The organism is Agrobacterium genomosp. 2 str. CFBP 5494, assembly GCF_900013495.1.
Taxonomy (GTDB): domain Bacteria; phylum Pseudomonadota; class Alphaproteobacteria; order Rhizobiales; family Rhizobiaceae; genus Agrobacterium; species Agrobacterium pusense.
Genome location: NZ_LT009719.1, coordinates 1633547 through 1657282, shown reverse-complemented (window position 1 = coordinate 1657282; position 23736 = coordinate 1633547). Strand labels below are relative to the sequence as shown.

The 23736-nt window shown below is 60.8% G+C and carries 16 protein-coding genes and 3 pseudogenes; 2 read left to right on the top strand and 17 right to left on the bottom strand.

All coding sequences use genetic code 11. The annotated features are described in order from the left end of the window. Positions 1–2 precede the first annotated feature (2 nt). Positions 3–5936 (bottom strand): Ig-like domain-containing protein, encoded by a 5934-nt coding sequence (locus AGR2A_RS22550; RefSeq protein WP_167378239.1) that lies wholly within the window; start codon positions 5934–5936, stop codon positions 3–5. Positions 5937–6190: 254 nt separating this feature from the next. Here AGR2A_RS22550 and AGR2A_RS22545 point away from each other — a divergent pair, with 254 nt between their 5' ends. Continuing rightward, positions 6191–7054, top strand: coding sequence for a LysR substrate-binding domain-containing protein (locus tag AGR2A_RS22545; RefSeq protein ID WP_072493107.1), 864 nt, complete (start codon positions 6191–6193; stop codon positions 7052–7054). 68 nt (positions 7055–7122) lie between these two features. Here AGR2A_RS22545 and AGR2A_RS22540 read toward each other — a convergent pair whose 3' ends face one another. The 12 genes and pseudogenes from AGR2A_RS22540 to AGR2A_RS29725 all read right to left on the bottom strand — a co-directional run bounded on the left by AGR2A_RS22540 (position 7123) and on the right by AGR2A_RS29725 (position 18498). After that, positions 7123–7518 carry a c-type cytochrome gene (locus tag AGR2A_RS22540; protein WP_004445382.1) on the bottom strand — a complete coding sequence of 132 codons (396 nt, stop codon included), beginning with the start codon at positions 7516–7518 and terminating at the stop codon, positions 7123–7125. 67 nt (positions 7519–7585) lie between these two features. Further along, positions 7586–8146: a gluconate 2-dehydrogenase subunit 3 family protein gene (locus tag AGR2A_RS22535; protein ID WP_072493108.1), complete on the bottom strand. Its 561-nt coding sequence runs from the start codon at positions 8144–8146 to the stop codon at positions 7586–7588. After that, positions 8146–9832: pseudogene (locus tag AGR2A_RS30380) on the bottom strand (GMC oxidoreductase). The gene AGR2A_RS22535 and the pseudogene AGR2A_RS30380 overlap by 1 nt, the downstream one beginning before the upstream one ends. Positions 9833–9980: 148 nt before the next feature. Then, positions 9981–10247, bottom strand: a pseudogene (locus tag AGR2A_RS30375) (sugar phosphate isomerase/epimerase); the annotation flags it as partial. Positions 10248–10315: 68 nt separating this feature from the next. After that, positions 10316–11485: a Gfo/Idh/MocA family protein gene (locus AGR2A_RS22520; protein WP_072493109.1), complete on the bottom strand. Its 1170-nt coding sequence runs from the start codon at positions 11483–11485 to the stop codon at positions 10316–10318. A gap of 11 nt (positions 11486–11496) precedes the next feature. Beyond that, complete coding sequence (locus AGR2A_RS22515; RefSeq protein ID WP_072493110.1) at positions 11497–12546, bottom strand: sugar phosphate isomerase/epimerase family protein; 1050 nt, start codon at positions 12544–12546, stop codon at positions 11497–11499. Between the two features lie 33 nt (positions 12547–12579). Then, positions 12580–13602 (bottom strand): LacI family DNA-binding transcriptional regulator, encoded by a 1023-nt coding sequence (locus tag AGR2A_RS22510; RefSeq protein WP_006698393.1) that lies wholly within the window; start codon positions 13600–13602, stop codon positions 12580–12582. Positions 13603–13605: 3 nt separating this feature from the next. Next, positions 13606–14574 carry an ABC transporter permease gene (locus AGR2A_RS22505; RefSeq protein WP_004445396.1) on the bottom strand — a complete coding sequence of 323 codons (969 nt, stop codon included), beginning with the start codon at positions 14572–14574 and terminating at the stop codon, positions 13606–13608. Position 14575: 1 nt separating this feature from the next. After that, a complete protein-coding gene (locus tag AGR2A_RS22500) occupies positions 14576–15520 on the bottom strand; it encodes an ABC transporter permease (RefSeq protein ID WP_072493111.1) in 945 nt (314 codons plus the stop codon). Then, complete coding sequence (locus AGR2A_RS22495; protein ID WP_072493112.1) at positions 15517–17010, bottom strand: sugar ABC transporter ATP-binding protein; 1494 nt, start codon at positions 17008–17010, stop codon at positions 15517–15519. Before AGR2A_RS22495 ends, AGR2A_RS22500 begins: the two co-directional genes overlap by 4 nt. Positions 17011–17112: 102 nt before the next feature. Beyond that, positions 17113–18135 (bottom strand): substrate-binding domain-containing protein, encoded by a 1023-nt coding sequence (locus AGR2A_RS22490; RefSeq protein ID WP_004445399.1) that lies wholly within the window; start codon positions 18133–18135, stop codon positions 17113–17115. A gap of 192 nt (positions 18136–18327) precedes the next feature. Next, positions 18328–18498: a hypothetical protein gene (locus tag AGR2A_RS29725; protein WP_167378212.1), complete on the bottom strand. Its 171-nt coding sequence runs from the start codon at positions 18496–18498 to the stop codon at positions 18328–18330. On the opposite strand from AGR2A_RS29725, the pseudogene AGR2A_RS22485 reads away from it, so the two are divergent. Beyond that, positions 18425–18819 (top strand): annotated as a pseudogene (locus AGR2A_RS22485) ((R)-mandelonitrile lyase). The gene AGR2A_RS29725 and the pseudogene AGR2A_RS22485 sit on opposite strands and share 74 nt — an antisense overlap. A gap of 93 nt (positions 18820–18912) precedes the next feature. On the opposite strand, the gene purU reads toward AGR2A_RS22485, so the two are convergent. Genes purU through AGR2A_RS22465 form a run of 4 tightly spaced genes read right to left on the bottom strand, consistent with a single transcriptional unit; the run spans position 18913 to position 23727 of the window. Then, positions 18913–19797, bottom strand: a complete 885-nt coding sequence (purU, locus tag AGR2A_RS22480; protein WP_072493113.1) for a formyltetrahydrofolate deformylase — start codon at positions 19795–19797, stop codon at positions 18913–18915. Positions 19798–19851: 54 nt separating this feature from the next. Next, positions 19852–20406 carry a sarcosine oxidase subunit gamma gene (locus AGR2A_RS22475; RefSeq protein WP_072493114.1) on the bottom strand — a complete coding sequence of 185 codons (555 nt, stop codon included), beginning with the start codon at positions 20404–20406 and terminating at the stop codon, positions 19852–19854. Between the two features lie 13 nt (positions 20407–20419). Next, positions 20420–23410 carry a sarcosine oxidase subunit alpha gene (locus tag AGR2A_RS22470; protein ID WP_072493115.1) on the bottom strand — a complete coding sequence of 997 codons (2991 nt, stop codon included), beginning with the start codon at positions 23408–23410 and terminating at the stop codon, positions 20420–20422. After that, positions 23407–23727, bottom strand: a complete 321-nt coding sequence (locus tag AGR2A_RS22465; protein ID WP_004445406.1) for a sarcosine oxidase subunit delta — start codon at positions 23725–23727, stop codon at positions 23407–23409. Before AGR2A_RS22465 ends, AGR2A_RS22470 begins: the two co-directional genes overlap by 4 nt. Between the last annotated feature and the right edge of the window lie 9 nt (positions 23728–23736).

The following is a 23736-nucleotide window of genomic DNA, read 5'->3' as shown; positions in this document are numbered from 1 at the left end:
GTTTACGCGAAGCGGAAGTCGTCGATGACGAATTGCTCGGTCTTCACACCATCGAAGGTAATCGTCGACCCGTCCTTGAAGGCGATCTCGGCACCGTGGTCGCCATCCGTGAAGACCCCGGAGGCGATAAACGCCTGGTAATCCGCAAAGACGTCCTTCGAGAGTTCGACGACATCCTTGCCGTCGGCGCCGGCCTGGAAGTCCGTCACCACATCCCGGCCGCTGCCGGCTGCGAAAACGAAGGTATCCGCACCACTGCCACCGGTCAGCACATCGTTGCCCGCCCCGCCGATCAGCGTGTCATCGCCCGATCCGCCGTTCAGCTGGTCGTTGCCAGCACCGCCGTGAAGAACATCATTGCCGGCGCCGCCCATCAGCACGTCGTTACCGGCGCCGCCCTCGACGATATCGTTGCCGTCACCAGCAACAACACGGTCGTTGCCAGCGCCCGCATCCACCATGTCGTTGCCGGCACCGGCCAGCAGCGTGTCGTTGCCGTCACCACCTTCCAGCATGTCCTTGCCATCGCCAGCCACCAGGACGTCGTTACCGTCAGTACCGCTGACGATGGTGTATTCGGTGTAGCCGTTCACAGTCACGGTTGTCGTGCCGTGCGCTTCGCCGCCATTGGCGTCGCGGACCGTATAGGTGAGCGTCACGACCGCCTGCTGGTCATCTTCCAGGGCCGCGAAAGCCGAGGAAGGATCAACAACCAGCTTGCCATCGACCACGGAGAAGGCGGCAGCGGCCTGCTCGCTGGTCAGCGCGAGACCGGTAACGGCCGCCACAGCGACGCTGATGAGCGTCAGGCGATCGCCTTCCACATCCGTGTCGTTGGCGACCAGATCGAAGCTGGCGTTATCCTTTTCCGATACGGTGATCCTGTCGTCTACGGCCACGGGCGCATCGTTGACGGGATTGATCGTCACGGAGACGACGCTCTCGGCACTGCCGCCCCTGCCATCGGAAACGACGACCGTGAAGCTGTCGGTTCCATTCACATTGGCGTTCGGCGTATAGACCCACTCACCGGTCGCCGCGTCGATCTTGACTTCGCCCTTCGCCGCGCCGGCATCAGCCTTGATGGCGAAGGTCAGCGTATCGCCATCGATATCGGATGCAACGACCTTGCCCTTCAGGACAACATCCTCATCCGTTTTGACGGCGATGGAGGCGGCAACAGGTGCGTCATTGACAGGCTTGACGGTGAAGCTTGCCGTCGCCTCGCTCGAACCGCCGCGATCGTCAGTGATCCTGTAGCTGAAGGACGCCGTGCCGTTGAAATCGGCAGCCGTGGTGAAGCGGATGCCCGTTTCCTCCATAACCGCTGTTCCACCCGCGACAAGGGAGACACCCGTCACCGCCAGCTGGTCGAGATCGGCGTCCTTGTCATTCGCCAGCAATGTGGCGAAGGAAATAAGGAAGGATGCCGCATCTTCATCGACTGCAGCCAGCGTATCGGCAGCAGCAACCGGGCCACGGTTGACAAGACCCTTGACGATCGCATCGCGGTTGAGAAGCGTTCCGTCGGCGAAGGTCACCAGTTCTAGACCGCCGCCAGCGAGCTGGTTGCGCAGCGAGATTTTTTCACCGTTGCCGAATTCGATTTCGACGTTGTCGCCGAACTTGTGCAGGACGGCTTCGTTTCTGGCAATATCGTGCAGAACGAGAACGTCTTTGTCGCCCGTTGCACCAGCGGTCTCGACGATGTCGTCGGAGCCGTCACCGCGGCCATAGACATAGGTGTCGGAGCCATCACCGCCCAGCAGCAGATCGTTGCCGGTACCGCCTTCGATGACGTCGTCACCCAGACCGCCGGAGACGATATCGTTGCCCTCGTTGCCAAACAGCACGTCGTCACCGTTGCCGCCGGACAGCGCGTCACGCCCTGCCCCGCCCATCAGCACGTCGTTACCATCGCCGCCCGCTAGGCGGTCGTTGCCGGCGTTGCCGATCAACCGGTCATTGCCCCCGTGGCCGAAGATCGTTTCATCGGCATCTGTACCCACGAGGGTGTCGCGCGCTTCCGTGCCGTTGATGGTTGTGCCCGCCTCGAGGCCGGATTTCAGATTGACCACCGTCAGATTGTCGAAGGCCAGACCCTTATTACCCCAGGAATAGAGGCCGAAAGTACCCGCGTCGAGTTCGCGATCACCGATGGGATAGGCAAACAGCGCCTCTTCGTTGAGGAAAGCGGTGATCTTGTCGCCGATGACCTCGACGCGCAGCTTCGTGTCCTGGCCAGGCTCATATTTGCCCGGCACCTGAGCGAGGATTTCCTCGATGCCGTTTCGCATCCGGACGAGATTGAAGATGCTGCCGGCACCATTGCTCGGAGTACGATCAAGAATGCCGTCGGCATCCAGTTCGAGCTTGTAATAGTTTTTGCTGTCCTTGTAGCGGAACAGGAAGCCGAGGCCGTCCTTGTCAGGTGTCTGGAAAGTCGTTTCGATGGCGTAGTCGGTCCATGCCAGCGCTGCCGGGTCGTTGAAGAGCGCATAAGTGCCAAGTCGCAGCACGTTGACGCCGTCCCCCATCGGGCTCCAGCCACGCTTCCAGTAGTCGGAGTTGGTTGCGCCGCTCCAGGTCAGCTCACGGCTTGCAAGCTCGGTCGTCTGAACCAGCCTGCCGTTGGAGATCAACCATTCGGACGACTTTCCATCCGGTCCGATACCGCCGAACTCACCATCGTCAACAATCTTGAAGCGCGCCATGGCTTCTGCGGAGGAGAAATCCTCGGCAACGAGAATTTTCGCCTTCTCCACGACCGTAACATCAACGCGATCGGTCGAAACGGCACCGTTGGCGGAGGTGACCTTCAGGATCAGCCTGTTGATGCCGGTATCGAGCGCGACGTCGACCTTTTTGCCTGTGGCGACGACATTGCCGTCGAGGTCCGTCCAGACGAAGCCAGTCAGATGCTCAGGGCCAAAGGAGCCGGATGCATCGAGCGTGACGGAAGCCTTGCCATCGCCATCCAGGTCGTAGACCCGCTGGTCGATCCCGGCCTTGGCGGTCGTGACCGCGCGCGTGACGACGATGTCATCGAAAACCGAGGCGCGCTGACCGCTGGAATAGACGCCAACCGTGCCGCCGGAGAGCGGCGACGTCGCATCCACGACGGGGCCGCCAAAGACGTTCTTGTCACCCAGGAAGACGTTGATGACGCCGCCGACAACCGAGACGGTCAGCGGAAGCTCCATATTATACTGGACGCCCTCATTGACCGAGGCGAGCAGAACTTCATTGCCGCCCGAAACCTTGATCAGCTGGCGGCGGTTCGTTTCTCCGTCCATCGAGAAGCGGTAGTAGTTGCTCGCGTCCTTGTAATAGAAGTAGACGCCGATTGCGTCATTATCGAGCTGGATGAGCGTCGCTTCCAGGACGTAGTCGCTCCAGCCGGCCGATTGTCCGCCAATATAAACAAGCTTGTTGCCGGTCGCATCGCTCTGGTCGAAGAGCGCTGCCTCCGGAGCGGCAAGGCCATCCGTTGTGCTCGAGCGCGAAAATACCGTGCCCTTGAGCAGGAAGTTGCCGGTGTTGCCATCGGTCGCGCCGAAATTGGTGGCCCAGCCGTCCGCCTTGCCGTCATTGAAGTTTTCAACCAGCAGGGTGCGGTCGCCGCGAACGAGAACGTCGATCTTATCGGTGGTCTTGACGCCGTTGGCGTCGGTTGCCGTCAGCGTCAGCTTGTGCTTGCCGAGCGAAAGATCGGCAACCGCTTCCTTGCCTTCGGCAACCACATCGCCGTTCTTGTCAGTCCAGACGAATTTCTTGATGTCTGCCGATAGCAGTGATTTGGCCGCTGAGAGGTTAACGCTTGCCTTCGATGCACCGGCTGCCGCACTGGCGACGATGTCGTCACCGGCATCGGCCATGGCGCGCGCCTTGCCTGCACCGACATAGACGTTTTCGAACACTTCCTGATGACCGCGATAATAACCGGTCAGGCCGTTGCGATCGATTTCCGGCTTGCTGCGGTAACCGTCGAGGTAATCGTCGAAGGCGGTGAAGTAGGTTTCGGTGGAGATGCGGTTATTGTCCGGATCGATGGTGATCAGGCGTATCGCGCCGTTGCCGCCGTTATTGCCGCGCGACTCGATGCCGTTGCCGGTGATTTCGCGGGATACGCCGTTCTGGTAGTTGACCAGGAACTGGAAGACCGGCTCGCCATACTGGTTGTAGGTGATGTCGGTTTCTGCGCCATCGCCGAAGATGTGACCGGAGAAGGTCATGACGATGTTCGGATAACGGGACAACAAGACGCGGGCGACATATTCGCCGTCGTTTGCGCCGCGCTGGTCGGTGCGCATACCGTAATCATAGCCGGCGCCTTCGTCATAGAGCGGCAAGGCCAGATTGTCCTGACGGCCGGCATAGCTCGTCAGCGAATGCGTTGCAAGCATCACGCGATGGTCGGGAAACTTCTCGATCACATCGCCTGCCCAGCGGATCACGTCGTCGCGCGGGCCGAATTCGAGCGAAATGGACAACCACTTGGTCCCATCAGGCGCGGTGAAGGTGCTGTAGGTGTTGCGGGCGGCGGCCTGTTCCTGATCGTAAGCGCCCCCGAAGGTGCCGGCATTGGTCGCCGCCTGCTTTGCAGCCGAGAAACGGCTGTCCAGCTGGTCGGAAGAATGGTTTGCGGCGTTGCCGGACGAGCCCTGATCGTGATTGCCGGGAAGCAGCGCATAGGGCAGCTTGCCATCGAGCTTGCGCAGCGCAGCTTCGGCAATATCCCATTCGGACGACTGGTTGTTCTGGGTGATATCGCCCACATGGCTCATGAAGACGATGTTGTGGCTCTGGCGGTTATCGACCAGCCACTGCGTCATGTCGCCGAAGAGATGCTTTATGCCATCGTTCGAGGTATAGTCCTGCGTGTCTGGAAAAACCGCAATCGTATAGGCGTTCGGGCCGGCCACACGCACACGAAAGTCGTCGGCCATGCTTTTGCCGGCAGCGTCCGTCGCGGTCACACGAATGTCGGAATGGCCGAGTTCGGCAAAGTCAAGCGTCAGCTTGTTGCCTTCCGCAAGGACCGCATTCACGACCTTGTTTTCGCTGTTCTGCACGGTGAAGGTAAGCTTTTCACCGGAGAAGTACTTCGACAGATCGATCGTCACGTTTGCCGCGTCGGGCGTCACCATCATGTCCCTGATCATGGCGGTTTTTGCCACGGCCGACGGATCGACAGGGGCCGTCTCGCCAATTCCCAGGACGTTAGCCTTTGCAGGCGTCGTGAATTCGAGCGTGGTGCCCTTTGCGGTAATCGTTCCCGTGCCGATTGCGGGTGCGGCCGAGCCTTCCGAGAAACGGACTTCGAGAGCGCCTGTCTGCTCTGCCGCCTGCTTCATTACATCCGGTAGAATACCCGATGCTTTTGCTGCGCCCAGATAGGACATTTCGGCCTTCGTCAGCACTTTCTGGAGAAAGAGGAAATTGCTGAGATAGCCGGGAGATGTATCGCCATCCTCATCCGAGAAGATCAGGAAGCCTTTGGACAGGTCGATGGCGAAGCGCCCCGGATTGGACGATATCTGCTGGGTCGCGATATAGTCGCCATTGACGTATTTATTCATCGAAACGGTGCCGTTCGAATTCTTTTCGATCGTGACACCAACACGGTTCCAGGCATCCAGTTTGGCCGTGCCGCGATAATTACCGCCGATGCCGATACCGTAGCTGGCACTGCTTGCAGAGCCAAAAATGTCGCCGTCGTTGCTGTTGGTAAGATCCGTCTGAAGGAAGGGTATCCATTCGGTGGAGCCGCCCGAAGGGAAATAGACGTCATATACCAGGCTGTAGGACGTTACCGTGCCGGTGCCACCGGGCGAAACGAGAATGCTCTGCTGCTGCGAGAGGTCCGGGATCTTCAGCAGCCAGTCGGAAGAGGTTTCGATGGGGTTGGCGATCGAGTTTTGCGAAGTCGTCATCTCTTGGGCCTTTTTGCGTGAAACGGATTGGCCGAGGCCATGGCGGCACGATTAGAGGCAGGGGCTAACGCCCGGATGACGAATTCTTAACAAAGTGTAAACGCGCCATAGCGATTTCCCATGGCCGCCATCGGTTACGCCACAGGGTAAACGAAGCCTTCTCGCGGGCGTCATGGTGTTGTCAGCGTTTTCGCCGATAATCGCACGGCAGAAGGAAGGCGCACACGGCGCTAGCGCCGGCAGAACAGGATCTCATGTCGACCACCCAGCTGAAGGCCTTTCACATCGTCGCACAATCGGGCGGCTTTTCCCAGGCCGCGCGGGACATGGCGATCAGCCAATCCACCCTTTCAGCCCATGTGCGCGAGCTGGAGGCGATCAGCGGTGTGAACCTTCTGGAAAGAAAACCGCGGGGGGTGAGCCTCAGCCCGCAGGGCGAACGCCTGTTCGAAATCACCGCGCGCCTGTTTCAGGCCGAAAACGAGGCCAAGGCCTTCCTGCGCGGCGATACGGGGTCTGCGGGCGGGCATCTGCGCGTTGCAGCGGATGGTCCCGTGCTGCCGCTGCCGATCCTCTCGCGGCTGAAGGCAGAGCGGCCGCAGCTAACCTTTTCGCTCTCGGTGGACAATTCCGCGCGGGTGATGGAACAGATCATCGACTATCGCGCCGATGTCGCCATTACCGCCCGTGCACCTGATGATCCGCGCCTCTATGGCGTCAAATTCCTCAGCATGCGGCTTGGCCTGTGCGTGCCCGTCTTTCACCCGCTGGCGGCGCGGGAGAGCGTCTTCGTGGCAGAGCTTAAAGGCCTGTCCTTCGTCATGCGAGAACGGGGATCGCGCACCCGCGAAATCTTCGAAAAGAACCTTGCCGATCACGGCATCTCCATCCAGCCCGTCATAGAAATCTCCTCCCGCGAGGGCGTGCGAGAAGCCATCGCCAACGGTGTGGGATGCGGCGTGGTGGCCGATCTGGAATTCGGTCACGACGCGCGCCTTTCCTTCGTGCCGCTCTGCGATGCCACCGAACTCATCGATGAATATGCGATCTGCCTTGCCGAAAGACGACATCTGCCGCTGGTGCGAAGATTCATCGAGGAAGCGGGGCGGGTTCTATGACATTGGCCGTCCTCTCCCGGCAGCAGCCGGAAGGAGGATCAGCCTATCCTCCCCCGCCTAGGCCGCCATCACTCTGCAGGTTTCGAAGCCGCGCTTTCAATATAGGCAATGAGATTGTCCAGATCTTCCGGCTTGCTGATGCCGGCCAGCGCCATCTTGTTGCCAGGGATTTTCTTTTTGGGCGCGCTCAGGAATGCCCGCAATTCTTCCGGCGTCCAGACGAGGCCTTCCTCGCCCGCTTTTTTCATCGCAGCCGAGTAAGTATAGTCCGGCACGCCGCCCGCCGCGCGGCCGATAATCCCGTTAAGCTGCGGGCCGACCCTGTTTTTAGCGCCCTCACCGATGGCGTGACAGGCGGAACACCGCTTGAAGACGGCCTCGCCCTTGGCAACATCGCCCTCCGAAAAAGCAGGAATGGCGCTTGCGGCAAACATTGCCGCCGCGATGATTGTTATTTTGCGCATCGTGTCATCCTTGTCTTGCCGCTTGAGTACGACCCGTCCGCGGAAGCAGACGGGCCGGCGATTTTCTTCAGGTCGTGCCCCAGGCAGGCGTGCCCTTCTTGTAGGGAACGCGATCCTCGAAGCCACCGGGAATCTCGTCATAGACGAGAACTTCCGTGGCGCCGATCTTCGAGGTGAAGAAACCAAGCAGTGTCAGCTGCTTGACCAGCGTGAAAGCATGCGGTTTTGCCGGCGACTGTTCCGCTTTGGCCTGTTTGTCCAGCACAGAAAGCAGCGCCTGGCGCTGTTCGGCGGTCAAATCCACAAAGGCCTTCCCGTGTTCGGCCTGACTGCGTTTCTCGATATCGGAAATGGCCGAAAGGAAGAGTGTCCGCTGTTCGTCAGTGTAGCAATCGGCCGCATAGACGGCCATGAATGCACCGACTTCCGCGTCCTTCGCGCCCGGCGTGGAGGTCCGCGGAATGATGGTTTCCGCCACCTCGTCCAGAAAGCGGATTTCCTCGGGGGTAAAGACATGGGCACCCCCGGCGGGCCTGGCAGCGTTTTCGGCGGCTGTCAGGATATCCGCACCGATCAGCGGCAGGCCGGTCGCAACGGCTATGAGTTTCAGCAGTTCGCGTCTGTTCATCACAGGTTCCCCTTCTTCAGTTCGGAAACGGCGAAATCGGCCGCACGCGCCGTCAGCGCCATATAGGTCAAGGACGGGTTGACGCGGGAGGCCGAAGTCATGCAGGCGCCATCGGTGACGAAGACGTTCTGCGCATCCCAGACCTGGTTGTTGCCGTTAAGGACAGAGGTTTTCGGGTCGCGTCCCATGCGGGCCGTTCCCATTTCGTGAATGCCCATGCCCGGCGCATAGCTGCCACGACTGGGCTTGACGTTCTTGATGCCGACCGCCTCGAACATCTCGACGGCGTCATTGACCATGTCTTCGCGCATGTCGAGTTCGTTCTGCTTCATCTCGACATTCATGGAAAGGACCGGCAGGCCCCACTTGTCCTTCTTCTCATGATCCAGCTTCACGCGGTTCTCATGATAGGGCAGCATTTCACCGAAGGCGGTCATGCCGATGGTCCAGCCACCCGGCTCGGTCAGCGCTTCCTTGTAATCGGCGCCGATATTCAATTCCGCGATCTCCCGCTCCCAGCGCGACCGGCTGGCGGAGCCCTGATAACCGAAACCGCGCAGATATTTGCGCTTGTCGTCACCGGTATTGCGGAACCGCGGAATGTAGAAGCCCGCCGGACGGCGGCCCTTGAAATAGAAGTCCTCGAAACCTTCCACCTGGCCGGTGGCGCCCATGCGGAAATGGTGATCCATAACATTATGGCCGAGTTCGCCGGAGCTGCTGCCAAGCCCGCCTTCCCAGACATCGGTGGCCGAGTTCATCAGCACCCAGGTCGAGTTCAACGTCGATGCGTTCAGGAAGATGATGTCGGCGGTATATTCATAGGTCAGGTTTGTCTCGGCATCGATGATCTCGACACCCCCGCGCCTTCTTCTTGTCCTTGTCATACAGGATTTCCTTGACGATGGAGAAGGGACGAAGCGTGAGATTTCCCGTAGCGACCGCTGCCGGCAGGGTGGATGCCTGCGTACTGAAATAGCCGCCGAAAGGACAGCCCAGCCTGCATTTGTTGCGGAACTGACAGCGCGTGCGTTCCTGATCGGGAAGTTCCTGGGTGATGTTGGCGCAGCGCGAATTGATGAGGTGGCGCGTGCCTTTGAACGCCTTCTTCGGCCGGCTTGCGACATCCTGCTCCACGAAATTGAGAGGAATGGGCGGCAGGAATTCCCCGTCAGGAAGGATGTCCAACCCCTCGCGGCTGCCTGAAATGCCGGCGAAGCGCTCGACGTAGTCATACCAGGGGGACACGTCCTCATAACGGATCGGCCAGTCAACGGCGATGCCTTCTTTCGCGTTGGCCTCGAAATCGGTCTGCGACCAGCGATAGGTCTGGCGTCCCCACAGCAGCGAGCGGCCGCCGACATGATAACCGCGGAACCAGTCGAACCGCTTTTCCTCGACATAGGGCGTTTCCTGCTCATCGGCCCACATGCCAAGCGTCGCCTCTTCCAGCAGATAATCGCGGCTGAGAACGGGATATTTCGCCTTCATTTCCTGCGTGGCGCGGTTGCGATGGGGGTAGTCCCAGGCTTCCTTGTCGGCATTCTGATAGTCGGTGACGTGTTCGATATTGCGGCCACGCTCCAGCATCAGAACCTTCAGGCCCTTCTGCGTGAGTTCCTTTGCGGCCCAGCCTCCACTGATGCCCGAGCCGACAACAATCGCATCATAATGATTGTTTGCCATGATAACTCCTCCGATGTGAGCTTGGAAAAAACGACAGGGCAAAGCGCTTCCCGTCGCGGCGCGGCGGAAATGGACATGCGTCTGCCGAACCTCATGCTCCCCGCCGAAACCGGTCGCCGGGGAGCGGTTCTGGTTTTACTGGCAGTGTTTACTGAACGGTCGGCAGGTGTTCGTTGAGGAACGCGTTGCCCTTGGTTACGACCGCTTCGGCATCGAGCGGAAGGTCGTGCTCGAGGATGAACCATTTTGCGCCGGCATGTTTGGCCGCCGGCAGGATCGTCTTCCAGTCAAGCGTGCCGGTGCCAAGTATGGCGAAGCCGCGTTCGTTTTCCGCCGTGCCCGCCGGTGCATTGTCCTTGGCGTGGATGGCAAAAACCTTGCCCTTTAAGGTACCGAGGAATTCTGCGGGATCATGACGACACGTGTACCTTTGCTGAGCACCACCTTCGGCGCCCTGTGTCGTCTCCTCCGATAGGCTGCGACCTAGATATCGATACTGATCCAGGTCGAGGTCTGGCTGGAGCGAACGGCGGCATCGATGAATGCGAGACCCGCAAGGCCGTCCTCCATGCCGGGGTAAATCACCTCCCCGGCGGCTGCTTTTCCCTCCCTTTTGGCGATGATGGCATCTGCGGCTTCGCGGTAGATCGTCGCAAAACCCTCGAGATATCCTTCCGGGTGCCCCGATGGCACGCGGCTGACACGGTTGGCCGCGGCTCCTGCGCCTGCGCCGTTGCGGGTTATGAGCCGCTTCGGCTCCCCGTAAGGGGTGAACCACAGCTCATCCGGCACGCGGTGGTGCCATTCAAGCCCGCCCTTTTCGCCGTAGACCCGCAGCGACAGCGCGTTTTCATTGCCGACTGCGATCTGGCTTGCCCAAAGCATGCCCTTGGCGCCGCTTTCGTAACGCAAAAGAATATTGGCGCTGTCATCCAGCTGCCGGCCCGGCACGAAAGAGGTCAGGTCGGCATAAAGACTCTTCGGGATTTCACCGGTAACGAAGGCGGCGGCGTTGAAGGCGTGGGTGCCGATATCGCCGATGGCGCCGCCCGCGCCGGAGCGGCTGGGATCGGTGCGCCATTCCGCCCCCTTCGCACCGGTCTTCTCAACCGCCTCGGTCAACCAGTCCTGGGCATATTCGGCCTGAACGTGGCGCAGCTTGCCAATGGCTCCATCAGCCACCATCTGCCGCATCTGCCGCAGCATGGCGTAGCCGGTGTAATTATGCGTCAGGACAAACAGGCTGTCCGACGCCCTGACGATCTCGGCCAGCGCCTTTGCTTCCTCAAGTGTCGCGGTCACAGGCTTGTCGCAGATGACGTGAATACCGGCCTCGAGAAAGGCCTTTGAGGGCGCAAAATGGAGGTGATTGGGCGTCACGATGGCGACTGCCTCGATACCGTCGTCTCGACCGGCCTCTGCCGCGGCCATCTCCTCGAACGAGGCATAGGAACGCTCCGGCGCGATGCCGAGCAGGGTTGCCGAAGCGGCCGCACGCGCGGGATCGGAGGAAAGCGCTCCGGCCACGAGCTCGTAACGATCATCCAGCCGGGCCGCGATGCGGTGCACCGCACCGATAAAGGCGCCCTGACCGCCGCCGACCATTCCGAGACGGATACGGCGGCTGTCGAATTTTTTTGGTGCGGAAGACATGGCTATCCCTTTCAGAGGCCGAGAAGGCGACGATTGGCGGCATCATCGACGCCGCTCTTGGCGAAATCGTCGAAGGCCCGCTCGGTCACACGGATAATGTGGTTTTCAATGAAGGCGACGCCTTCGCGCGCGCCGTCTTCCGGGTGCTTCAGCGCACACTCCCATTCCAGAACCGCCCAGCCATCGAAATCATATTGGGTAAGCTTCGAGAAAACCGCGCCGAAATCGACATGCCCGTCGCCCAGCGAACGGAAACGGCCCGGCCGATCGACCCAGCTTTGATACCCGCCATAAACGCCGGAACGGCCGGTTGGATTGAACTCGGCATCCTTGACGTGGAAGGCGCGGATACGCTCGTGGTAGATATCGATGAAGCCGAGATAATCCATCGCCTGCAGCACGAAATGCGAGGGATCGTAGAGTATGTTGGCGCGCGCGTGGTCGCCGGTGGCTTCGAGAAATCGCTCAAAGGTGACGCCGTCATGCAGGTCCTCACCCGGATGCAGCTCGTAGCAGAGATCCACGCCATTTTCCTCGAAGGCATCGAGAATGGGTGTCCAGCGCTTGCCGAGCTCGGCAAAGGCCATTTCGACAAGGCCCGCCGGGCGCTGCGGCCACGGATAGACGAACGGCCAGGCGAGCGCGCCGGAGAAGGTCGCATGGCTCTTGAGGCCGAGATGCCGCGACGCCTTCGCTGCGCATATCAGCTGATTGACCGCCCATTCCTGCCGCGCCTGCGGCTTTCCGCGCAGTTCGGTCGGAGCGAAACCGTCGAACATCTCGTCATAGGCGGGATGAACGGCAACGAGCTGGCCCTGAATATGCGTCGAAAGCTCGGTGATTTCGACACCGATCTCGGCCAGACGGCCCTTGATCTCGTCGCAATAGTCCTTGGATTTCGCAGCCTTTTCCAGATCGAAGAGCTTGGGGTCGGTCGGCACCTGGATGCCCTTGTAGCCGAGCGAAGCCGCCCATTGGCCGAGATTGTCGAGCGTATCGAAAGGGGCCTCGTTTCCGGCGAATTGCGCGAGGAAAATCGCCGGGCCTTTGATCGTCTTCATGTCCTTTCACTCCTTGCATTCACAGTCTGGCCGCTACCGGTGCGGCGGTCGGCACGGCGCGACCGAGCCGCGCACCACCAGTTCCGTATCCAGCACGATGGTCTCGGCGGTGCGTTTGCCATTCAGCCTGTCCACCATCAGCGCCATGGCCCTTCGGCCCATTTCCTGCCGGGGCTGACGCACCGTCGTCAGCGGCGGCTCAAAGGCATTGGCGAAGATGATATCGTCGAAGCCGATGACGGAGACGTCACCCGGGACCGACAGGCCCCTGCCCCGCAACTCGCTGATCGCGCCAATCGCCATCTGGTCGCTCGATGCGAAGATCGCGGTAAAGACAATGCCGCCTTCGAGAAGACCCGCAATCGCCTGCCGGCCGGCCTCAATGCTGTAATCACCCGTCACCACCAGTTCGTCGGCATAAGCTATGCCGGCCTCCGCAAGTGCCGCGCGGTAACCGTCGAAACGTTCCTGCGCCAGACTTTCCGGTACGGGACCGGCCAGATGCACGATCCTTTCATGTCCCGCTTCCATGAGGTGACGCACGGCGTTCATCGATGCGGCGCGGTTGTCCACCTTGACGGTCGGCAGCTCGAGGCCGGGCACCGTCTCCGACGCGATGACGATCGGCGGCAGCGCATCGCCCTGATCGAGAAGCTCGGACGGGAACTGCCCGGTCATCAGGATGAGGCCGTCGGCATGTTTCTGCCGTACCATATCGATGTGGGTCGCCACACGGTGCTCGTCGTTGCGGGCATCGCCCATAAGCACCTTGAAGCCCGCTTCGCCCGCCGCTTCCTCAACACCCTTGTAGATTTCGAGATAGAAGGGGTTGCCGATATCGCGAACGAGAAGGATGACGGTGTTGTTGGATTGGCGGCGGAAACTGGCCGCCTGCGCATTGGGAACGAAGTTCGCCTGCCGAACGGCATCGAAAACCTTCTTGCGGGTTTCCGGGCGAACCTTGTCGGGTTGCTGCAGCGCGCGCGATACTGTCGCGATGGAGACACCCGCGAGAGCTGCAACTTCCCTGATATTCGAACTGTGGTCTTTGCTCATCTGTCACACACGCAACTGCTTTTGGCGGCCATAAAGCAGCATCAGCGCTAGCAACGTGACACCGAATATGATCTGCCGTGCCCATACATCGAGGTTGAGCGTTATCAGTACGCTTTGCAGAATGGTGAGCGCAACTGCGCCGGCCATGGTTCCGACATATCCGCCAGCCCCGCCGGCCAGCGAGGTGCCGCCAATGACCACTGCGATGATCGACGGAAGCACATACTGGTCGCCGACAGAGATGAAGGACGTGCCGGTATAGCCGATGACGCAAACCCCGGTCAGGCCAGCGAACAGGCCGGAAAGGCCATAAAGCAGCGTGCGGATCAGCGGAACAGGAAGACCTACCAGCGTCGCCGCCCGCTCGTTGGAGCCGATGGCGTAAATGGCGAAGCCGAAAGCCGTGCGGCGCAGGACGAAGAGCATGATCGCGGCGATGCCCAGCCAGACGAAGAGTACACCGGGAATGCCGAAGATGAGCGGGCGGTTGATGAAACCTGCGAGCAGCGGAGCCGCCGCACCTGACGGAACGCCCTGCGAATAAACCACCAGCCCGCCCTGGATGACCGCCGTCATGCCGAGCGTCATTACCAGCGGCGGAATACGCACGAAGGTGATGCCGAGACCGTTGATGAGGCCGATCAGGAACGGAATGCCGCCCGCAACCAGAATGGCAAGGGGAATACCGGCATTCTGCCCGTTCATCATATTGCCGGCAAGCACCGCGCCGAGCGAGATCATCGCGCCGACGGAAAGGTCAATGCCTTCGCGTCCGCCGAGGATGACGAGATTCTGGCCCGCCGCTACGATACCGAGAATGGCGGCAATCGTCAGCAGCCGCACGATCTGCGATCCCTGTGCGAAGCCGGGCGACAACAATTCGCCGACAAGCAGCAGGAAAGCCGATGCGCCAATGGCGATGGTCAGGGGATCGGTGAGAAGGGTTTTGAGTTGCAAGCCGGGATTGGTCATATCAACGCCTCGTCACCAGAACGCCACCGGCCAGAGCCGTCAGCACGATCAGACCCTGCACCAGTGTCTGGTACTCGAAGGGCAGGCCCGCAAAGAAGATCACATTGCCGATCATGCCCAGCACCAGCGCGCCCGCGATCGACCCGGTCGAACTGCCGAAGCCGCCGGAAAGCGCCGTACCGCCCAAGACCACCGCAGAGATGGAAGATAGCGCCAGACTTGCGCCGAGAAGCGGATCGCCGGAGGCCGTCTCACCCGTCAGGCAGAGCGCCGCCAGCGCGGAGAAAAGACCAGAGATCATGTAAGCGCCGATACGGATGCCGGAGAGGCGTAGCCCCGTCTGGAAGGCGCCGGTGCGATTGCCACCCACCGCAAGCAGATGCGTGTGAAAAGGAATACGCGACACGATAAGCGTGAAGGCGATGCCGGCAATCAGCACCCAAAGCACGAAGGGCAGGCCGAAGAAGCTGCCGGAATAGGTCTGCCAATAGGCCTCCGGCACCGGCAGGCCAGCCTGCGGCAGAACCCAGATCGCCATCCCGGCAAAGATGATGCCTGTCGCGAAGGTGGTCACGATCGGCTGGAAACGCAGGCCCGAAATGAAGAGGCCGTTGACCAGGCCGCAGAGTAGCCCAACGGTTACACCCGCTGCCATGCCGGCGAAGACAGCGCCAGTCGTGCCGCCAAGAGCAGCAATGACGCTGACGGTGACGACATTGGCGAGCGCCACGATGCTGCCAACCGACAAATCTATATCGCCCGCCAGAATGACATAGGTCTGGCCGATGGCGACCAGGATCAGCGGCAGGAACGTCGTCAGGTTCGATTGCAGCACCGAGGGCTGAACGAAGGACGGTTGCAGAAACGTATTCACGGCGACGAGAACGGCCAGAACGACGAGGGTGATGACCCATGGCTGCCTGCGCAGGAAACCGGAGACGCTCATGCGGCATCTCCATAAGCGGCGCGGGTCATGTTTACAGATGTCATGTCGGCTCCGGTCAGTTCCGCAGAGATGCGTCCGCCGTTGAACACAAGAATGCGGTCGGCATATTCGAGGATTTCCGCATCTTCCGAGGAATAAAGAAGGATGGTCGCGCCGGCATCGGCCTGCTGACGCATCAGCGCAAAAAGATCGGCCTTGGCGCCGAGATCGATACCCTTGGTCGGATCATCCAGCAGAAGCAGTTTCGGCGCTGTGGCGAGCCAGCGGGAAATGAATATCTTCTGCTGATTGCCGCCGGAAAGCGTGCCGATCGCCATATCCAGGCCGGCAAACTTCGTCTTCATATCATCCGCGACCTTTTGCACCCGCGGCTTCAGCGTGGCGGGCCGGACCAGCCGCATCTTTTCGCGCACCATCAGGGCCGCGACGAGATTTTCGAAGATCGACCGGCCCTGAAGGGAAGCGTCACGCCCGCGGTCGCCCGAGACATAGGCAAAACCGTTGTGAACCGCGTGCGATGGCTTGCCGATGGTAATTTCACGGCCATCGAACCATGTCTGGCCCGTCGCAAAGGGCGTCGCGCCGAACAGCCCCTTCAAAAGCGCCGACTGTCCCTGCCCCTGCAGGCCGGCCAGACCGACGATTTCACCCGGGTAAGCTTCAATACTGACACCGCGCACGCCTTCGCCTGTAACATCCGTCACCTTGAGGCTGGGAGTTGCGGCAGCGCGTCCCTGCTGGCGGGCAGGTGCTGCGCGGACATCGCCGACCATATCGTGCACCACAGCTTCACGCGTGGTTGCCGCCGTATCGAGCTCGGAAATCGTTGCGCCGTTCCGCATCACGGTAATGCGGTCGCAGACGGCAAAAACCTCGTCGAGACGGTGGGAAATCATGATGGTCGAGACGCCATCGGCCTTCTTGGCCCGGAGTATCTCAAAAAAGCGCTGGGACTGGCGGCCATCGAGCGCTGCCGTAGCCTCATCCATAATCATGAGGCTGGCATTCTGGGCAAAGACCTTGAGGATTTCGACGAGCTGGCGCTGATCGGGCGGCAGAGTGCCAACGATCGCATCCGGCTCCAGTCCTTCGCCGGCCACGCCGTCAAACAGGGCGATCAGCCCTGCCGCCTCGGCTTTCAGTACCTTACGGTCAACAAAAATGCCACGTTTCGGCTCCCGGCCGAGAAAGATGTTATCGGCAACCGAAAGCTGCGGAACAAGGCTGAGTTCCTGGTAAAACAGCGCAATACCGGCGTCTTCGGCGTCACGCGGGCTCTTGAAGCGCACATCTTCGCCCTTGAATTTGATCGTGCCGCTCGTCGGCGCCACCGCGCCAGCAACGATTTTGCAGAGCGTGCTCTTGCCGCAGCCATTGGCGCCCAGCAGCGCGTGAATTTCACCGCGACCAACAGTCAGCCTGCCGTCCGAAAGCGCACGTACGGCGCCAAAATTCTTCGTTATGCCGGCCGCTTCCAAAGCGTTCGCCATCGCATGTCCCCGAATAATGCTTGTCACAGGCGGCCAGCCAACGCGCGGTCCGCACTCGAAATTCCGGTTCGGGCCGGCGCTTCCGCCGGCCCGGGACGGTTCTTATTTAAAGAACTCGCCGGCCTGTTCCGGCGTCACGGTCGCCGTAACGGACCAGTAACCGGGCTTGCCTTCTGCAGCCTTGATATTGTCGGCAAGGTTTTCGTTGCTGACGAAGGGGATCGGAATATAAATGGCGTTGCCATAGGTGCCGCCAAAGATACCGTCCTTGAATTCCTTGCCCTGAAGCTTCAGGACAGCGACATTGAGCGCACTGGCCATCACGCCGGGCGGATTGACCGAGGCGCCGGAGTTGAATTTTTCCTTTTCCCAGCGGGTCATGAAGTCCTTGCGGATTTCACCGGTCGCAGCAATGTCCTTCGTCTTGCCGGCGGCTTCGATGGCGCGCCACGCGCCGTCGGCCATGCCGTCCTGCACCCAGACACCGCTGATGTCGGGATAAGTGGCAAGCAGGTTCTGCATGGCCTGCTGCCCCTGCGCCTGATCCCAGCTCGCATTGGCTTCGTTCAGCACCTTGATGTCAGGATATTTCTTGAACACTTCGCGATAACCGGCGACGCGGGCTTCGTTTGCCGGATTGCCCGCGATACCGTTGATGGCGACGACGCTTCCCTTGCCCTTCAGCGCATCCGCCAGCCATTGCGCCGACTGCGCGGCCCATGCCTTCTGGTCGATACCGACATAAATCGCATCCTTGGAGGACACTTCGGCGTCGGTTGCGATGACGAGGATGTTGCGTGCCTTGGCCTGCGCGAAGATTGGATCGAAGGCGGTCGGGCTGCCGGGATTGATGAGGATCGCATCAACGCCCTGGTTCATGAAATTGCGGATATGACCGATCTGCCCCTGCACGTCGACATTGCCGCTCTGGACGACAACCTCGACCTTGACGCCCTTTTCGCCCCACGCCTTCGCGGCAGCCTGAGCTTCCTCGATCATCTGCGTGCGCCATTCGCTGCCGACGAAAGAATTGGAAAGACCGATCTTGAAACTCTGTTCCTGCGCGTGCACGGACGTGCCCGCCGCCAGCACCATCGCGGCAGCAGCCAACAAATGTCTAAACATGAAAACTTGCTCCTCCAAGCAACGGATATCGACTATGAAACCGTTTACATTAGCGAATGTAACCGTTTTCATAAGTGAGTCAATCCCGAGATTGATTTTTGTCGAGCGGTCTGAAAAGGTCCCGGAAGCGGCCGGCGCAACTCTCGGAAACACGCGAGAATGAAGCGCGTGGCGGAGACCGGCGGCAGGGCTTCACAGAATGCGGAAAGCGATGACCCCGCCCCGCCCTGTGGGCGACGGCAGGCCACGCGCTTCACGCCGGCCTGGAACATCAGTCAGGAGAATGACCATGGAAATATTGCGCGCAGGAACACGGGCATCGGCAAAAGGCCCCGCGGCCTGGTTCACGGGCACGGTCCGCATCGATCCGCTCTTCAACCCCTTCGATGCAGAGCGGGTGCAGGGCGCTCAGGTTACCTTTGAACCCGGGGCGCGCACGGCATGGCACACCCATCCCCGGGTCAGACGCTGATCGTGGTTTCCGGTCTCGGCCGGGCACAGCGTGACGGTGGCCCGGTGGAGGAAATCCGCCCCGGTGATATCGTCTGGTTCGCACCGGGCGAGAGGCACTGGCACGGGGCCGCACCTGATGTGGCCATGACCCATATCGCGCTTCAGGAGGTCAAGGACGGCAAGGTGGTGGACTGGCTGGAACAGGTCACCGACGATGAGTATGACGGTTGACCCGGCACCGGACGAGGGCGGCTGCCGTTCAGCAGCCCGCGCCTCGCGCCTGTTCAAGGGGATGGCGGAGCCGGGGCTACGGCAGCGCCGCGCTCAGCCCATCCGCTCCGAGACATATTCTCCCGGCGAGGCGGGGAAAACCACGGTCCTGTTGCCATTCAGGAAAACCCGGTGGTGGATATGGGCATGTATCGCGCGCGCCAACACCTGGCTCTCCACGTCGCGGCCGAGTGACACATAATCCATCGCGCTCTGTGCATGGGTTACCCTGATCGTGTCCTGCTCGATGATCGGCCCTTCATCGAGATCGGCGGTGACGTAGTGGGCGGTTGCTCCAATCAGCCGTACCCCGCGCTCATAGGCCTGCTTGTAGGGATTTGCGCCCTTGAATGATGGCAGGAAGGAATGGTGGATGTTGATGATGCGGCCCGACATTTCCTGGCACAGCCGGTCCGACAGAACCTGCATGTAACGGGCGAGAACGACGAGTTCCGCGCCAGTATCCTGCACCACCTGCAGGATTTCCGCTTCGGCTTCCGGTTTTGTCTCAGGCGTGACGCGGATATGATGAAACGGAATGTCGTCGTTCACAACCTGCTTCTGATAATCGAGATGATTGGATATCACCGCGACGATCTTCACCGGCAATGCGCCGATGCGGGAGCGATAAAGCAGATCGTTGAGGCAATGACCGAAGCGCGACACCATGATCACCACTCTGGTTTTGCGGGAAAGGTCGTGGATGTCGTATTGCATGTCGAAGTCGACGGCGATCGGACCAAAACCCTCGGCGAGAGCGTCCCGCTCCAGCCCCTGCTCCGAAACGAAGCTCAACCGCATGAAAAAACGGCCGGTTTCCTGATCGGTGAATTGCGAGCTGTCATTGATATTGCAGCCGGACCGCGCGAGATATCCGGATACGGCCGCAACGATGCCGCTGCGCGCCGGGCACGAGACTTTCATGACATAGGTGGTCAAATCCTGCTCCCCTTGGTGGATCAGCTCCTGGACGGTTCTGAAACTGCAACGCGTTCAGACGGTTTCGGCGGCGAGCTCCCTGCAGCCGGTTTCAAGCAGATGGCCGAGATGCGACGCGAAACTGTTCCAGACATCCATGCGGAACCGGTGTTCGGCATCTCGCCAAAGCACCACGGTCACGCCGTCGAAAATCGTCCGGCGTCCCTCGCCAACGGCAATGGTGTCGATGTCGCGGGCGCAGCCCAATGTCAGCAACTCAGCAGCCCGCGGACCTTCGATCAACATCGTCACTTCACGGCCGGAAATGTCGACAAGACTGTGCGGAAGGTCGGCATAAACGTCTGCGCAGGCCGCGATCAGCCTATTGATTTCGGCCGTCGGTGCAACGACGGTCCACTCGTCGGGACCAAGGCGCAGAACTTCAATCTCACCGGAAGCGGCGCGGGCGCCGATCCGGTCGGGCAAGTCGAGGCCGAGGGCAGCGTTGAGCGGCGCCAGATCGCCGCGCGCACGCAGCGAAAACCGGGCTTGTGCGGCCGAGATGCTGACCCGTGCCGCTTTGCTTTCGGCGAGCACGCCGGAAACGGAGGAGGAAACGCGCATGTTCATTGTCGGCTCCGGGTCAGATTTTAAGGTGAGTGTTTTCGGGATCGACAAAGACCATCCCGGTGATTTTTGCGGCAATGGTGCGGTCCAGCATGGGAATGTAGACGGTCTCGCCCATCCGCTCATGGCCGCCTTCCACCAGAGCCAGCGCGATCGGCTGGCCAACGGCATCCGAATGGTAGGATGACGTTACGTGGCCAACCATCTTCATCGGGATCGGCTGTTTCGGATCGAAGACGATCTGCGCGCCCTCTTCCAGCTTCGAACGGTCTTCCGTCAGTAGGCCGACGAGATGACGGCGGCCCTTGGCGACGAGGTCGGGACGGGCAAGGCCGCGCTTGCCGACGAAATCGGGCTTGTTCTTGCCCACGGCCCAGCCCATCGCCGCGTCGTATGGCGTCACCGTGCCGTCGGTATCCTGCCCGACGATGATGTAGCCCTTTTCCGCGCGCAGCACATGCATGGTCTCGGTACCATAAGGCGTGATCTCATATTGCTGACCGGCCTCCCACAGGATTTCCCAGAGCTTGCGACCGAGCGGTGCCGGCACATTGACCTCGAAGCCGATCTCGCCGGTGAAGCTGACGCGGAATAGCCGCGCCGGCATGCCGGCAACGGTGCATTCCACGCAGGACATATGCTGGAAGGCCTCTTCGGTCAGCTCGACACCTTCCACCAGCGGCGCGAGCAGCTTTGCCGCATTCGGACCGTTGAGAGCGATGGTGGACCATTGCTCCGTGGTCGAGGTCAGCCAGACATTGAGATCGGACCACTCCGTCTGAAGGTAATCCTCCATCATGTTCAGCACCCGGGCGGCACCGCCAGTCGTGGTGGTGACATGGAAACGGTCTTCGGTCATGCGGCCGATAACGCCATCATCACGGATGAAGCCGTCATCGCCAAGCAGCAGACCATAACGGCAGCGACCGGCAGCAAGCTTCGTCCAGGGATTGGTATACATGCGGTTCATGAACTCGACCGCATCGGGACCGACGACCTCGATCTTGCCGAGCGTCGAGGCATCGAAAATGCCCACACTCTGGCGCACCGCCCGGCATTCGCGGCGAACGGCGGCATCCATATTCTCGCCAGGCTTTGGAAAATACCAGGCGCGACGCCATTGCCCGACCGGCTCGTAAACCGCGCCATGGGCCTCAGCCCAACTGTCGATCTGCGTCTTGCGCGTCACTTCGAAATGCGCGCCGCGGTGATAACCGGCGAAGGCACCAAAGGTTGTCGGCGTATAGGGCGGACGGAAGGTGGTGAGCCCAACTTCCGGCTGGCGTTTGCCCAGCGCTTCCGCAGCGATGTTGAGGCCGTTGATGTTGGACATCTTGCCCTGATCGGTGGCCATGCCATTGGTGGTGTAGCGTTTGACATGCTCGATGGAGCGCATGCCCTCGCGCACGGCAAGCCGCAGGTCCTTGGCGGTCACATCGTTCTGGTAATCGACAAAGGCCTTGGCCTTGCCGGCATCGCGGTCGCTTGGTAGTTCCGTGTGCGATACACCGCTGCCGATACGGTCATGGTCGACCGCATGGCTGGAAACATTGGCGTTCTTGCCAAGGGCTGCAACGACTTCACGGCCCCGCTCCGCACCGTCCTTCAGTGCGGCCTCGATGCCCCAGAGCCCGCGACCGGCGCCCGCTATCACACAATCCTCATTGGTGAGCGCTGGCAGGAAGGTCGTGCGCTCGTCATCCCAGGCAATCTTGCCCTGCGTGTGGGAAAAGAGATGCAGCGATGGCGTCCAGCCGCCCGACATCAGCACGGCATCACAGGCAATTTCCTGACCTGCGCCGACCGTGGAACCATTCACCGGATTGACGCGAACCGACTTGACGCGCAACCGCCCCGACGTCGCCGTGACCGTATGCGAGAGCTTGACCGGAATGCCGAGCGCACGCGCCTCGTTTACCAGCTCCTCGCGCACCTTGGCGCGGGTATCGACGATGGCCTGAACAGGTGCGCCAGCACCGTGAAGATCGAAAGCGGCATACCAGGCGCTGTCATGGCTCGTCACCGCCACCGGGCGGTTACCGACCTTGACGCCATAGCGGTTGAGATAGGTCTGGGCGGAACCTGCGAGCATCACGCCCGGCCGGTCATTGCCGTGGAAAACCAGCGGTTTTTCCAGTGCGCCCTGCGCCAGCACCACCTGACGCGCCCGAACGCGCCACAGGCGTTCGCGCGGCACACCCTTCGGCACGGTTTCGAGATGGTCGGTCAGCTTTTCGCAAAGGCCGATCATGTTCTGGTGGTAATAGGCAATCGCCGTGGTGCGGGTCATCACCTTGACGCCCTGATCCTTCAGGGCCTTCAATTCATCAGCAAGCCAGGTCCATGCGGGCTTGCCATCGATCTTCGCCTGCGGTTCCGAGAGCAGCGTTCCGCCGGCTTCGGCATTTTCATCGACCAGCACGACCTTGAGGCCATCCACCGCCGCCGCGCGCGCAGCTGCGAGACCGGCGGGACCGGCACCGACAATCAGCACATCGCAATGCAGGTTGCGCGAGGCATAGGTGTCAGGATCTTCTTCCGTCGGCGAAACGCCGAGACCCGCGGCCGCGCGGATGAAGGGCTCATAGACCTTGTTCCAGAAGCTCTTCGGCCACATGAACGTCTTGTAGTAGAACCCGGCCGAAAACAGCATATAGGCCATGTCATTGACAGCGCCGATATCGAATTTCAGGCTCGGATATTTGTTCTGCGAGGTGGTTTCCAGCCCGTTCCAGATTTCCTGCACCGTGGCGCGGGTATTGGGCTCGAACCGGCCGGCGCCGCGGCGGGTGCCGATCAGCGCATTCGGCTCTTCGGAACCCGCCGCCACCGGGCCGCGCGGGCGGTGGTATTTGAACGAGCGGCCCATGAGATGCACGCCATTGGCAAGAAGCGCGGAGGCGACGGTATCGCCCTTGACGCCGCGATAGGTCTTGCCATCGAAAGTGAAGCTGACCGAACGGGAAGCATCCACCCGGCCCCGGCCGGAAACGCGATAGGAGTTCATTTCGACACCTCGGAGCTTGCGGTCAAGCGTGTCAGGGAGGACAGTTCAGGGCGCGGTTCACCCGCACGATAGGTCGTGAGGAAACGGTCACTTACCGTGTCACGCACGGCGTTGAAGAAGCGGCCGCAACCATGCAGGTGCCGCCAGCGCTCGAAATGCGGACCTTTGACGTTTTCGCGGATGAACAGGAATTCTTCCCATTGCTCATCGCTCTGCGACGACGGGTCGGCGGCGCGGACGACATGGGCCTGCCCGGCATAGGTGAATTCGGCTTCGGGCAGCGTTTCGTTGCAATAGGGGCAGCGGATCAAAAGCATGGTCGTTAT

Bases quoted from the DNA above. Each gene is read 5' to 3' on its own strand.
- AGR2A_RS22465 (WP_004445406.1), bottom strand. From the start codon at position 23,727: ATGCTTTTGATCCGCTGCCCCTATTGCAACGAAACGCTGCCCGAAGCC.
- AGR2A_RS22510 (WP_006698393.1), bottom strand. From the start codon at position 13,602: ATGAGCAAAGACCACAGTTCGAATATCAGGGAAGTTGCAGCTCTCGCG.
- AGR2A_RS22475 (WP_072493114.1), bottom strand. From the start codon at position 20,406: ATGAACATGCGCGTTTCCTCCTCCGTTTCCGGCGTGCTCGCCGAAAGC.
- AGR2A_RS22515 (WP_072493110.1), bottom strand. From the start codon at position 12,546: ATGAAGACGATCAAAGGCCCGGCGATTTTCCTCGCGCAATTCGCCGGA.
- AGR2A_RS22490 (WP_004445399.1), bottom strand. From the start codon at position 18,135: ATGTTTAGACATTTGTTGGCTGCTGCCGCGATGGTGCTGGCGGCGGGC.
- AGR2A_RS22505 (WP_004445396.1), bottom strand. From the start codon at position 14,574: ATGACCAATCCCGGCTTGCAACTCAAAACCCTTCTCACCGATCCCCTG.
- AGR2A_RS22500 (WP_072493111.1), bottom strand. From the start codon at position 15,520: ATGAGCGTCTCCGGTTTCCTGCGCAGGCAGCCATGGGTCATCACCCTC.
- AGR2A_RS29725 (WP_167378212.1), bottom strand. From the start codon at position 18,498: ATGCGGACCGTGCCCGTGAACCAGGCCGCGGGGCCTTTTGCCGATGCC.
- AGR2A_RS22535 (WP_072493108.1), bottom strand. From the start codon at position 8,146: ATGAACAGACGCGAACTGCTGAAACTCATAGCCGTTGCGACCGGCCTG.
- AGR2A_RS22470 (WP_072493115.1), bottom strand. From the start codon at position 23,410: ATGAACTCCTATCGCGTTTCCGGCCGGGGCCGGGTGGATGCTTCCCGT.
- AGR2A_RS22545 (WP_072493107.1), top strand. From the start codon at position 6,191: ATGTCGACCACCCAGCTGAAGGCCTTTCACATCGTCGCACAATCGGGC.
- AGR2A_RS22520 (WP_072493109.1), bottom strand. From the start codon at position 11,485: ATGTCTTCCGCACCAAAAAAATTCGACAGCCGCCGTATCCGTCTCGGA.
- AGR2A_RS22540 (WP_004445382.1), bottom strand. From the start codon at position 7,518: ATGCGCAAAATAACAATCATCGCGGCGGCAATGTTTGCCGCAAGCGCC.
- AGR2A_RS22550 (WP_167378239.1), bottom strand. From the start codon at position 5,936: ATGACGACTTCGCAAAACTCGATCGCCAACCCCATCGAAACCTCTTCC.
- AGR2A_RS22495 (WP_072493112.1), bottom strand. From the start codon at position 17,010: ATGGCGAACGCTTTGGAAGCGGCCGGCATAACGAAGAATTTTGGCGCC.